11 protein-coding genes are annotated in these 12513 nt (G+C 65.6%); 4 read left to right on the plus strand and 7 right to left on the minus strand.

Annotated elements, in window-relative coordinates:
- The coding region (locus tag AC5JDC_RS15370; RefSeq protein WP_495842412.1) for a DNA-directed RNA polymerase subunit beta' at positions 1–1964 on the plus strand (1964 nt) is incomplete at its 5' end.
- 356 nt (positions 1965–2320) lie between these two features.
- Here AC5JDC_RS15370 and AC5JDC_RS15375 read toward each other — a convergent pair.
- Positions 2321–2914, minus strand: a complete 594-nt coding sequence (locus tag AC5JDC_RS15375) for a hypothetical protein (RefSeq protein WP_495842414.1) — start codon at positions 2912–2914, stop codon at positions 2321–2323.
- 216 nt (positions 2915–3130) lie between these two features.
- Here AC5JDC_RS15375 and AC5JDC_RS15380 point away from each other — a divergent pair, with 216 nt between their 5' ends.
- Positions 3131–3298: a hypothetical protein gene (locus AC5JDC_RS15380; protein WP_495842416.1), complete on the plus strand. Its 168-nt coding sequence runs from the start codon at positions 3131–3133 to the stop codon at positions 3296–3298.
- A gap of 322 nt (positions 3299–3620) precedes the next feature.
- Here AC5JDC_RS15380 and AC5JDC_RS15385 read toward each other — a convergent pair whose 3' ends face one another.
- The 3 genes from AC5JDC_RS15385 to AC5JDC_RS15395 all read right to left on the minus strand — a co-directional run bounded on the left by AC5JDC_RS15385 (position 3621) and on the right by AC5JDC_RS15395 (position 6409).
- A complete protein-coding gene (locus AC5JDC_RS15385) occupies positions 3621–4382 on the minus strand; it encodes a ferredoxin reductase (protein ID WP_495842418.1) in 762 nt (253 codons plus the stop codon).
- Positions 4375–4980 carry a sulfite oxidase-like oxidoreductase gene (locus AC5JDC_RS15390; RefSeq protein ID WP_495842420.1) on the minus strand — a complete coding sequence of 202 codons (606 nt, stop codon included), beginning with the start codon at positions 4978–4980 and terminating at the stop codon, positions 4375–4377. Before AC5JDC_RS15390 ends, AC5JDC_RS15385 begins: the two co-directional genes overlap by 8 nt.
- Positions 4981–5080: 100 nt before the next feature.
- Entirely contained in the window at positions 5081–6409 is a 1329-nt protein-coding gene (locus AC5JDC_RS15395; RefSeq protein WP_495842422.1) for a DNA polymerase IV, read from the minus strand.
- 64 nt (positions 6410–6473) lie between these two features.
- Between AC5JDC_RS15395 and AC5JDC_RS15400 the strand changes: the two genes are divergently transcribed.
- Both AC5JDC_RS15400 and AC5JDC_RS15405 read left to right on the plus strand, forming a co-directional pair.
- The gene (locus AC5JDC_RS15400) at positions 6474–7052 is read left to right on the plus strand and encodes a GNAT family N-acetyltransferase (protein WP_495842424.1); all 579 of its coding nucleotides are present in this window, start codon (positions 6474–6476) and stop codon (positions 7050–7052) included.
- Between the two features lie 198 nt (positions 7053–7250).
- Positions 7251–9620, plus strand: a complete 2370-nt coding sequence (locus tag AC5JDC_RS15405; RefSeq protein WP_495842426.1) for a tail fiber protein — start codon at positions 7251–7253, stop codon at positions 9618–9620.
- 43 nt (positions 9621–9663) lie between these two features.
- Here AC5JDC_RS15405 and AC5JDC_RS15410 read toward each other — a convergent pair whose 3' ends face one another.
- From AC5JDC_RS15410 to gpt, 3 genes are all read right to left on the minus strand, one after another.
- Positions 9664–11199 carry an inorganic phosphate transporter gene (locus AC5JDC_RS15410; protein ID WP_495842428.1) on the minus strand — a complete coding sequence of 512 codons (1536 nt, stop codon included), beginning with the start codon at positions 11197–11199 and terminating at the stop codon, positions 9664–9666.
- Between the two features lie 127 nt (positions 11200–11326).
- Positions 11327–11818, minus strand: coding sequence for an NUDIX hydrolase (locus AC5JDC_RS15415; RefSeq protein WP_495842498.1), 492 nt, complete (start codon positions 11816–11818; stop codon positions 11327–11329).
- A 131-nt stretch (positions 11819–11949) separates the two neighbouring features.
- Positions 11950–12447, minus strand: coding sequence for a xanthine phosphoribosyltransferase (gene gpt / locus AC5JDC_RS15420; protein ID WP_106775406.1), 498 nt, complete (start codon positions 12445–12447; stop codon positions 11950–11952).
- Positions 12448–12513 lie beyond the last annotated feature (66 nt).

A 12513-nucleotide genomic window follows, 5' to 3' on the forward strand; every position in this document is an offset into this window, starting at 1 on the left:
AGCCGTCCGGCGAGATCATCGAGACGCCGATCATCTCGAACTTCAAGGAAGGCCTCACCGTGCTCGAGTACTTCAACTCGACCCACGGCGCCCGCAAGGGTCTGGCCGACACCGCTCTGAAGACGGCGAACTCGGGCTATCTCACCCGCCGCCTGGTCGACGTGGCGCAGGACTGCATCGTCAACGCCATAGACTGCGGCACCGACAAGGGCCTGACCATGCAGCCGATCGTCGATGCCGGCCAGGTCGTCGCGACGCTTGGCCAACGCATCCTCGGCCGCACCGCGCTCGATGACATCAACCATCCGGTTTCCGGCGATCTGATCGTCAAGGCTGGCACGCTGATGGACGAGCGCGACATCGAGCTGGTCGAGAAGGCCGGCATCCAGTCGGTACGCATCCGCTCGGCACTGACCTGCGAGGTCAAGGTCGGCGTCTGCGCAGTCTGCTACGGTCGCGATCTGGCCCGCGGCACGCCCGTCAACCAGGGCGAGGCCGTCGGCGTCATCGCGGCGCAGTCGATCGGCGAGCCGGGCACGCAGCTCACCATGCGTACCTTCCACATGGGCGGCACCGCCCAGGTGGTTGACTCGTCCTTCATCGAGGCCTCCTACGAGGGCACGGTGACGGTCCGCAACCGCAACGTGGTGCGCAACTCCGACGGCCAGTTGATGGCGATGGGCCGCAACATGGCGGTGCTGATCCTCGACGAGGGCGGCAAGGAGCGGGCGACCCACCGCATCACCTACGGCTCGCGTCTGTTCGTGGACGAGGGCGACAAGGTGAAGCGCGGCCAGCGCGTCGCCGAGTGGGATCCCTACACCCGGCCTGTGCTGACTGAAATCGAGGGCAGGGTGCAGTACGAGGATCTGGTCGACGGCATTTCCGTGCAGGAAACGGCCGACGAATCGACCGGCATCACCAAGCGCGAGGTCATCGACTGGCGTTCAACGCCGCGCGGTTCGGATTTGAAGCCGGCGATCAGCATCCTCGACCCCAAGGGCAAGGTCGGCAAGCTGTCGAAGGGCGGCGACGCCCGCTTCCTGCTCTCGGTCGAGGCCATCCTCTCGGTCGAGCCGGGTTCGATGGTTCGCCCTGGCGACGTGCTGGCGCGTATCCCAATGGAGTCGGCCAAGACCAAGGACATCACCGGCGGTCTGCCGCGGGTGGCAGAATTGTTCGAGGCGCGTCGTCCGAAGGACCATGCCATCATCGCCGAGATCGACGGCACGATCCGCTTCGGACGCGACTACAAGAACAAGCGCCGGATCATCATCGAGCCGCATGATTCGACGCTGGAGCCGGTCGAGTACCTGATCCCGAAGGGCAAGCCGTTCCATCTGCAGGACGGCGACGCCATCGAGAAGGGCGACTACGTGATGGACGGCAACCCCGCGCCGCACGACATCCTGGCGATCAAGGGCGTGGAGGCGCTGGCCTCCTACCTCGTCAACGAGATCCAGGAGGTCTATCGTCTGCAGGGCGTGTCGATCAACGACAAGCACATCGAGGTGATCGTCCGCCAGATGCTGCAGAAGGTCGAGATCACGGTGCAGGGCGATTCGACCTACATCCCCGGTGACCACGTCGACGCGATCGAGCTTGAGGAGGTCAACGACCGCCTGGTCGAGGAAGGCAAGAAGCCTGCGGAAGGCCAGCCGGTGCTGCTCGGCATCACCAAGGCCTCGCTGCAGACGCCGTCCTTCATCTCGGCGGCCTCCTTCCAGGAGACCACCCGCGTGCTGACCGAGGCGGCGGTTGCCGGCAAGGTCGATACGCTGCAGGGCCTGAAGGAGAACGTCATTGTCGGCCGGCTGATCCCGGCCGGCACCGGGGGCCAGATGAGCGCCATCCGGCGCATCGCCACCTCGCGCGACGAACTCATCCTCGACGAGCGCCGCAAGGCGACCGGCGCGGAGACGGCGACGCCGATGCTCACCGAGATGGTCGACGCCGCGCAGTAGGGCGATCGGCAGAAAAGACAGAATGGGCCGCCGGGCGAGAGTCCGGCGGCCCATTCTGTTTGGGCCATCTTCCCGGGGCGGCTGCAGCGCCGCTGCTGGACGACGAGAGATCGGAGCGTCCGGCTCGTGAAGCATGAGCGCGGTGGAACCCTGTCGACAAATCTGTCAGGAGCACTGGTGGACGTCGGTTGAAGCCCCGCCGGGCTGCCTTATCTCAGACACGGGTGCACCAGTCGGTGACGCTGGAGCGCGGCTGAGAAGCTTGGGATCGTCGAGGAGAGCATGGCGGTGGATGCGCGGGTGAGCGATGTCGGAGTTGGCCCTGCTCACCTTGGGTGTGATTACGCAGGATGGCATCATATTGGCGCTTGGACGTCGAATTCGCTGAGTAGCTCTTCATCGAGCTCGATGTGGCGATTGTGGAATTCCGGGCCAAGAATATGGCCATGACTCAGGGAAAAACCATATAACGTCAGCATCTTGGGATTGGCGGCGCGCAATGCCAAAGCCGCCTGAATTCCTGTAGAGGGAACATGTCGTCCTAATGCCTCAGGCGAAAAGGGAATGCCGCTGCACAGGGATAGGAAGAGATTTCGCTCTTCCCGACCGACTACAATTCTGCTCTTGCAGTTTAGACGAATCGTCGAGCCGATGTCGATGGGATCGATGATAACAGCCAGTCCGCACGATATCGCATCGATGGCTGGTTTCTTAAGGAAGCGGAGCTCTTTGTTCTTTCCTCCAAGTCTCATGGAATAACTATTTAGGAATAGTATATCGACTTCTTTGAGGCCAAATCCAACATGGCTGGCATTCACGCTAGCAATCAGGTCATGGTTATGCCTGAATTCGAACCTCCCGGGGGCGCTTCCTAAAAGGGCGATAGACTTACCCTCGACATATGCTTTGAGGGTATGAAACATCTTCTCGACGCTTTCTAGTTTGTCCACCCTGGCACCTTTCAAGTTTCGACGCATAGAGGCCCATGTTCGGCGTAATGTCGGGGCGAGGTCAGAAGCAATCTCTACGTCCACTTCTACTACCTGGAATAGGCTAGTAGCTCATCAATCTTGATAACAAACTTCACTTGAGTTTGGGCGCGCTCCGGGCCCGCCTTCCGCTTGCCTCAGGGTAGCCTCATCAACCCGCAGGACAAGGGGCGACCGATGAAGGACGTCGACCGAACGAACTCCACAAGGCTATCGCCGGCATCCCGGACAGCTTTCCGTTTCCGCTGCTTCGGCAACCGCCTTGCGTCGGGCTCCGACATCGGCGCCGCGACCACCGCCGGAACGAATAGCGATTCCGGTGCCGGCGCCTCAGCCAAAGGCTGACGGGCGGCCCGACGCCAAGGAACAACTGCTGCGGGACAAGGCGTACCGCGCTCACGGTCTCGCCGGCATCGTGAGCTCTGCAATCGTCATGTGTCGAAGCCCTCAAAGGCTGGAACATCGCTCCTCATATCCACTCGCGAAAGGTGCCCCTGGAACAGCGCTTACGCTTCACCGGCGGCAACCCTAGGAAAATCCATCACTTGCCGCGCGACGCGGAGTTTCTGATCGAGTCGCCGGAAAGCGTGCAGGTGCTGAGGATTCTGACCGGCCATGGAAGGGCGGGGTAGCGAAAGCTTTCCGAGCTGCCGCGATCAGGGATCGCCTACTGCCCGTAACGCTCGGTCCGGATGCGCTGCGGCTCGATGCCTGCCGCGATGAGTGCATCGGCGGCGGCCTCAACGAAGCGGTTGGCGCCGCAGACAAAGGCGAGCCGCGGGCGCTCCGGCAATGCCGCCAGCACGGCCGCCACCATCGGCGGATCGACGCGGCGCGAAAAATCCTCGCTGCGTCGCGCCGGCTCGCGCGTCAGCGCGAAGCTGAGCGACAACCCGTCCTGCCGCCGATCCAGCTCGAGCAGCTCGTCGCGAAAGATCACCTCGTCCCAGGCGCGCACCGAATAGAGCAGGGCAACCGGCACATGCGACGCCTGGGCGGAGCGGTGGCGCAGCATGCTCATCAGCGGCACGACCCCCGAGCCGCCGCCGATCAGCAGCAGCGGGCCCCTTTCGGCGACATCCCACACGAAATGGCCGCCGAGCGGGCCCTTGATCTCGATCTCGTCGCCGACGGCCGCGACATCGTGAAAGAACGAGGAGACCTCGCCGTCCTCCAGCCGCTCGACGGCAAGCTCGACTTCGGGCCCGGCCTCCGGCGCGCCGGCGATCGAATAGCTGCGCTGCGCGGTGTAGCCGTCCGGGGCGGTGAGCCGGACGTCGGCATGCTGCCCGGCCCGCCAGACAAAAGGCGTCCTCGGCAACAGGAAGAAGCTGGTGACGCGGGGTGTTTGTCGCACGATCCGCGTGATGGTGGAGGGCTGCCAGCACGCCGGGCGGACCGTGCCCGGCCCCGCTACGCCATCAGTCATCGGTGTAGCGCTGTTCGCGCCATGGGTCGCCGTAGATGTGATAACCGCGCAGTTCCCAGAAGCCGGCGGCATCCTGGTCTATGAGCTGCAGGCCGTCGATCCACTTCGCCGACTTCCAGAAGTAGAGATGCGGCACCAGCAGCCGCGCGGGGCCGCCGTGGTCGGACGAAATCGACTCGCCTTCGAAACGGATCGCCACCATCGCCTTGCCGCCGACGAGGTCGGCGGTCGGCACATTGGTGGTGTAGCCGTCGAAGCAATGCGCCAGCGCATAAGGCTTCGGCGCTTCGATGCCGGCCTCGGCAAGGATGTCGTCGACCAGCACGCCCTCCCAGCTGGTGTCGAATTTCGACCAGGCGGTGACGCAATGGATGTCGCGGGTCATGCGGCTGATCGGCAGGCGATTGAACGCCTCCCAGTCCCATTCGGCCACCGGCTTCGGTCCGACTTTGAGCGTGAAACTCCAGTCTTCGAGGCGCATCTGCGGCGTCGGGCCGGCCGACAGCACCGGAAAATCCTCGGTAAGGTATTGCCCGGGCGGCAGGCGCTCCGCCTGTTCGCGCGGCGGTCGCCGTCCTCCGAAGCCGCGTGTCACCATCTCTGCCGCTCCTGTCGCTGCTGTCGGACGATCCTATCCATGCCGCCTCGGGGCGGCAACAAGACCGGAGCCGTCGAGGCACCTGCCCATGCCCTGTCGCTCAATCCTCCAGATGCTCCGGCGGGTGCGCGTTGCGGCCCTTGCCGAAGGTGTAGCCGGTCTCTACCGCCGTGCGGCCGAACTTGTCGCGCAGCCGGTCGATGGCGCCCTCCGCCATGGCGCGCTTGCGTGCCTGCTCATCGACCAGATCGGGCGGATCGGCGCGGCCGTCGTCGGAGAGATCGCTGACGCCGATGCCGAGCAGGCGGTAGCGCGTCCCGTCGGCTTCCCTGGCCAGCAACTGCAGGCCGACCTGGAAGATGCGGTCGGCGAGCTGCGTCGGGTCGGCGAGTTGGCGGTTGCGCGTGCGGATCTTGAAATCCTGCGATTTCAGCTTGAGCACGACGGTGCGGCCGGCGATGTCGGCCTTTTTCAGTCGGGCCGACACTTTTTCGGACAGCGCCCGCAGCACCGGCACCAGATCGGCCATCGCGGCGAGGTCGGCGTCGAAAGTGGTTTCGGCCGAGACGCTCTTGGCCTCGCCGTCGGGGTGGACCCGGCGGTCGTCCTGGCCGCGCGACAGGCGAAAGAGCCGGTCGCCCATGACGCCGTAGCGGCGCATGAGGTCGCCGCGCTCCATCGCCTGCAACTGGCCGATCATGCGGATGCCGTCCCGCTCCAGCGCCGCGGCGAAGGCTTTGCCGACGCCCCAGATCAGCGTCACCGGCTGGCCAGCCAGGAAGGGCACTGCCTCCCCTTCGCCGATCACGGCGAAGCCGCGCGGCTTCCTCAGGTCCGAGGCGATCTTGGCCAGGAATTTGCAGTAGGACAGGCCGACCGAGACAGTGATGCCGATCTCCTTCTCCACGCGGCGCGAGAAATCGGCGAGCACCAGCGCCGGCGGCCGGCCGTGCAGCCGCTCGGTACCGCCGAGATCGAGGAACGCCTCGTCGATCGACAGCGGCTCGACCAGCGGCGTCAGCGCCTGCATCATGGCGCGCACCTCGCGGCCGACGCGTACATATTTCTCCATGTCGGGCGAAATCACGAACGCCTGCGGGCAGGCCTCAAGTGCCTTGAACATGGGCATGGCCGAGCGCACGCCGTTGATGCGGGCGATGTAGCAGGCGGTGGAGACGACGCCGCGCTTTCCCCCGCCGATGATCACCGGCTTGTCGCGCAGCTCCGGCCTGTCGCGCTTTTCCACCGCCGCGTAGAAGGCGTCGCAATCTATATGCGCGAGCGGCAGCCGGTAGAGCTCGGCATGGCGGGCGAGTCGCGGGCTGCCGCAACCGGCACAGCGCATTGTTCGCCCGGACTGGGGCGTCAGGCAATCGCGGCAGAAGCCATGCTCCGGGTCGTTGACAGGCATCGCCACCAATGCGAACATAAAGAGAACAGGCGGGATGATAGATCAGCGCGACGGCGCCCGCAAGGCGCGGTAAGGAGGAGTCGTGTCCGAAGTCATCAAACCGCTGACGCCCGAGCTGTGGCCGGCCTTTGAGGATCTCTTCGGCAAGCAGGGCGCATGCTACGGCTGCTGGTGCACGCATTTCCGCCTCCGGCCGGCGGTGCGCCGCGAGAACGACCGGCAGCGCAACAAGGACCACATCCGCGCCCGCATCGAGGCCGGGCCGCCACCGGGCCTGCTTGCCTTCGACGGCGATGCCGCAGTCGGCTGGATGCAGATCGGCCCCCGCGCCGACGTGCCGGAGTGGAACAATGCCGGCCGCGTCTCGGCGCCGCTGGCGACGGAAGACGCCGACGACAACGGCGTGTGGGCGATCTCCTGCTTCTTCACCCGCAATTCGGCCCGTGGCAGGGGCCTGTCGCACCGGCTGGTGGCGGCCGGCATCGGTTTCGCGCGGGAGAACGGCGCGCGTCTGCTGGAAGCCTGCCCGATCGACTATTCCCGCGATTCGCGCTCGGTCGGGCTGTTCGTCGGTTCGACGCGGGTGTTCGAGAAGGCCGGGTTCGTCCGCGTCGCCGAACGCAAGGCTGGCCGGCCGCTGATGCGGATGGAACTGGTCTAGAGGCCCGGTAGGCGCGTACCGGCTGCCGCAGGCCGACGATCCGAAATACGACAGATGCCGTATTTCGGGGCGGATCATCGCGATGTAACCCCTTGCTTTTCAGTGTCCAGAGACCTGGATCAACTTGCGGTGCCGATTGGAGCTTCCAACCGGGCGCGAACCACTGTCGGACGCTGCTGTCACATAACGGAGAAGCGCATGCCGATCGACAACATCCAGGAAACGCTGGTCATCCGCAACCTCATGGGTCTCAACGGAGTGTTTCCCGATGACGGCTCCGCCGGCCTGTCGACGCTCGGCATGATCCGTTCCTTTGCTGGAAACTACCAGCCGTATGAGACGCCGGCACCGTCGGGCTACTCACTTTATTCTGTACACCAATACAGCGCCCTCCACGCCGTCGTCGGAACCACCTATGGCGGTGACGGCGTCAACACGTTCTCGCTACCCGATCTCGGCATGCGCATCGCGACCGGTGCGGGTTCGGGAACTGGTCTGACGCCGCGCTTTAACGGCGAGATCTACGGAGCCAACGAGGTTTGGCTGACAGGGTCGACGCTTCCGGGATCGTCCGGCGGCTGGGGCACGCCGACCGACAACGCCCAGCCATCCCTTGCAGTCACCTATCTTATCCGGACGGATGACACGAACAACCTGCTCGGAGAGGTGGTCCGCTACGCCGGCGACCGCGTCCCGGGCGGCTATCTGAAGGCTGAAGGTCAGGTGATGTCGATTGCCGGCAACGAGGCGCTGTTCGAGGTGCTCGGCAACCGCTATGGCGGCGACGGCTTGACCACATTCGCCTTGCCGGACCTGCGCGGCCGCAGCGTCGTCGGCGCCTCGGACACGCTGGCGCCCGGAAGCCGGGTCGGTTCCGAATACCATTGGCTTTCGACCGAAAACATGCCGGTGGAGATGGGCGGCAGCGGCCAGCCGCTCGACAACAGGGCACCGGGGCTCGCGCTCAACTACATCATCTGCATCGATGGCTACTATCCCTCGAGAGACGGCAGCGGCTATGCACCGGGGGACGGCTACTTCATCGGCGAGATCGTGGCGTTCGCGGGCACTCAGGTGCCGTCGGGCTGGATGCTCTGCACCGGACAGATCTTGCCGATCAGCTCAAATCAGACCCTTTTTTCAGTTCTCGGCACGACCTATGGCGGCAACGGCGTCAACCAATTCCAGCTGCCCGACCTGCGCGGCCGGGTCACTGCGGGTGCGGATCCGTCGCATCCGGTCGGCACGGTGGTGGGCTCCAATACCGTCGACATCCCGATCTCCGAGATTCCGCCGATCGTCACTACGGGAACGTCCGGCGACGATACCTATTACGGCGGCAACCACGCCGACCGTCTCTCCGGGGGCGACGGCAACGACACGTTGACCGGCAATGGCGGAAACGACGTGCTCGACGGCGGCGCCGGCGTCGACACGATGAAGGGCGGGCTCGGCGACGACCTCTACATCGTCCGCCATGCCGGCGACGTCATCATCGAGGCGTCCGGCGAGGGCAGCGACCGCGTCGACGCCTGGGTCGACTACAAGCTGGCGGCCGGGGTGTCGGTCGAGGTTTTGCAGACCGCCGATGCGAACGGCACCGACCCTATCAGGCTGACCGGCAACGACTTCTCGCAGACCATCATCGGCAATGCCGGCAACAACTGGCTGCACAGCGGCGGTTACGGCAATCCGGACACGCTGATCGGCGGCGCCGGCGACGACATCTACTCCGTCTACAACGCCAACGACGTCGTCGTGGAGAATCCGGGCGGGGGGTTCGACCAGGTGGCGGCCGGGGTGAGCTACAGGCTCGCCGCCGGCGTCGAGGTGGAGAAGCTGACCACGACCGCCGCCAGCGGCACCAAGCCGATCGACCTCACCGGCAATACCTTCGGCCAGACCATCATCGGCAACGATGGCAGGAACGTGCTGCATGACGGTGGGGTCGATCCCGTCACCAAGCAGAGCGGCGCCGATACGCTGATCGGCCGCGACGGCAACGACACCTATATTCTCTACAACAGCAGCACCGTCATCATCGAACTCGCGGGGCAGGGAACCGACCGGGTGGCGGCCGGCGTCGACTACAGGCTCGGCGAGGGCGTCCATGTCGAACTGCTCAACACCACCTCGTTGCGCGCCACCTATGCGGTCAATCTCACCGGCAACGAGTTCGTACAGAAGATCCGTGGCAATGACGGCGTCAACCGCCTCGACGGCGGCGGTGGCTCGGACACGCTGATCGGCGAGGGCGGCGCCGACACATTCGTGTTCTCGACGACGCTCGGCCCGGACGATATCGACACCATCGTCGACTTCACGCCGGGCGAGGACAGGATCGAGCTTGCCGGCTCGATCTTCCAGGGGCTGTCGGCGGGCGTTCTGGAAGCCTCGGCTTTCCACGTCGGCGGCGAGGCGATCGAAGCGGACCACCGCGTCCTCTACGATCCGACCACCGGCGCGCTGAGCTACGATGCCGACGGGGACGGCGACGGCGTGGCGATCCACTTCGCCACCGTCACCGTGGGTATATCGCTGACCAACACCGACCTCTTCGTGGTCTGAGAAGGGCTGAACCCGGTCGCGCGGTGCCGGCCGCCGACCGGCGTCAGGCCAGGGCGCTGAGACAGGCGAAGATCACCGCCGCGAGCGACGCCGATATTGGCACCGTGACCACCCAGGCGGCGACGATGGTGCGCACATGCGCGCGTCGCACCAGCCGGCGGCGCGCGATCTCGGTCTGCGCCGTGCGCTTGCCCGCCTTGGCCTTGCCGGGCGCGTCATCCGGCTGAGCGAGGGATTGATCGGACGCGCCGGCGCGCTCGGCCGCCCGGCGCTGCAGATAGCGGCGCCGCTGCACCGAATTGGCCAGATACCATTCGCGGAAGAAGCCGACGCCGAACACGGCGCCGACGGCAATGTGCGTCGAACTGACCGGCAGCCCGAACCAGGAGGCGACGATCACGGTGAGAGCCGCCGACAGCGCGATGCAGAAGGCGCGCATCGGGTTGAGTTTTGTGATCTCCTGGCCGACCATTCGCACCAGACGCGGCCCGAACAGCAGCAGGCCGAACGAAATGCCGAGCGCGCCGATGGTCATGACCCAGAGCGGTGTCGCCGCGGCCGGGCCGCCGCCACCCGCTGCCCGGGCGATCGCCGCCAGCGGGCCAACGGCGTTGGCCACGTCGTTGGCGCCATGGGCGAAGGAGAGCAGGGCGGCGGAGATGATCAGCGGCACCGTGAAGAGCGTCTTGAGCGACTGCCGGCGGTTTTCCATGCCTTCCGACAGGCGGCGGACATGGAAATGCGCAGCCGCCCACGCCAGCATGAAGGCGGCGAGGCCGATCAGCGCCGTGGTGCGGCCGGAGACGTGGGCGCTATTGCCGATCAGCGTCAGATAAACGGCGAAGGCGCCGGCCATGACGGCAATCAGCAGCGGCACCCAGAACCGCGCCGCGGCGATCTTGTCGTCTCGGTAGATGACCGCCGTCTTGACGAAGGCGAGGAACGCAGCGGCGATGACGCCGCCGAGGATCGGCGAGGTTATCCAGCTCGCCGTGATTGCCGCCATGGCATGCCAACTGACGGAGCCGAGGCCCGCTGCGGCCCAGCCGGCGCCGACGACGGCGCCGACGATCGAATGAGTGGTCGAGACGGGCGCGCCGATCCAGGTGGCGAGATTGATCCAGGACGCGGCCGACAGCAGCGCCGCCAGCATCAGAAGCACCAGCGTCGACGGATCGACGCTGTCCGGCGGGATGATGCCGCTGGAGATCGTGTCGACGACCTCCCTGCCGGCAATTAGCGCGCCCGCCGTCTCGAAGACGGCGGCGATCGCCAGCGCGCCGCCCATGGTGAGTACTTTGGCGCCGACCGCCGGTCCGACATTGTTGGCAACGTCGTTGGCGCCGATGTTGAGCGCCATGTAGGCGGCGAGCGTCGCCGCGGCGATGATGACCAGGGTGCGCATCTCGCCGCCGGTGATCAGTGACGTGGCGAAGGCCGCCAGCGCCATGAACAGCAGCGCCAGCCCGGGCGCGACAAGGCGCCTGGAGACGAAGGTTGTAGCCTCGCCTAGCTCGCCGAGCCTGGCCAGGTCTTTGTCCAACGTCGTCTTGCGCTCGGCCGCGCGGCTATCCGTCATCGTCTCTCATTCCCGGCCGTCGGCCATCGCCGCACTGGCGGCGCAAACACCTTCACCTAGGCTGGATGACCGGTCAGGACAATGCTTGCGCCTGCGCCGGCAGATGCGGCGGGATTCGATGGCAGCTTCAGGCTGCCGACTTCCGCGGATTTTGGCAGAAGCGGGCGATCAGGTCGGCAAGGTCGGGCTCGCGCACGCTGCTGGCGGCTGCGTCCGGCGAGAACCATTGGCGCCGTCGCGACTTGCGCTCGGGCCAGCTGTCCTTCACCCGGTCGATCTCCATGGGAAAGACATGCACCTCGCAGCGCTTCGCCTGTCCGGAGGGCATGGCCTTGGCGTAGTAGTAGCGGCCGAGCTCGGCGGGGGCGACCGCGCCCTCGATCCCGGCCTCCTCGCCGGCCTCGCGGGCCGCCGCGTCCCAGAGCTTCTCGTTGCCTTCCGGCCAGCCCTTCGGCAGCACCCAGCGCCCGGTGTCGCGGCTGGTGATCAGCATGACCTCGACGCCGTCCGGCCCTTTGCGCCATGGCAGCGCTGCGACCTGGACACGGCAAGGCGCGCCGCCGAGGAGCCGCCGTATCCTGTCTGCGAAGTAGCTTCGCGCGCTATGGCCTATGAACATCTCCAAGAGTGCCGCCTGCCCGGGAATCGTTTGCCGTCTCAACAATAGTAGAGTTAATCATCCGTAATAAAAGTAAAAATTGCGCAAAGACATGACGCAAATGTGGTATTGGCCTCGTTCCGCGTCAAGGTTCAGCCGACGTGATCGTCGGCGATCGGCTTCTGATAGGTAAAGCCCATGTCCCAGGGAAAGTAGATCCAGGTGTCCTGCGACACCTCTGTGACGAAGGTGTCGACCAGCGGACGCCCTTTGGGCTTGGCATAGACCGTGGCGAAATGCGCCTTGGGCATCATTGCGCGCACGATCCCGGCCGTCTTGCCGGTATCGGTGAGATCGTCGACGATCAGCACGCCTTCGCCGTCCTTCTCGAGCAGGGAAGGCGTCACGTCCTTGAGAACGGCGAGTTCACCTTGCGAGGTGTAGTCGTGATAGGAGGCGACGGAAACGGTCTCTATGACGCGGATGCCGAGTTCGCGCGAGATGATGGCCGCCGGCACCAGCCCGCCGCGGGTGATGCAGACGATCGCCCGCCACTGCGTGCCGGCGCCCGCCAGCCGCCATGCGAGCGCCCGGGCATCGCGATGGAACTGATCCCACGAGACGGGAAAGGCCTTTTCTGGAAGGGACATGGCAAGCGCACTCCGCTGGACGCGCCGCGCGCGTCGAAGATTGGAATGCAGCCTGCATTAGCGGCG

The organism is Kumtagia sp., from assembly GCF_059502445.1.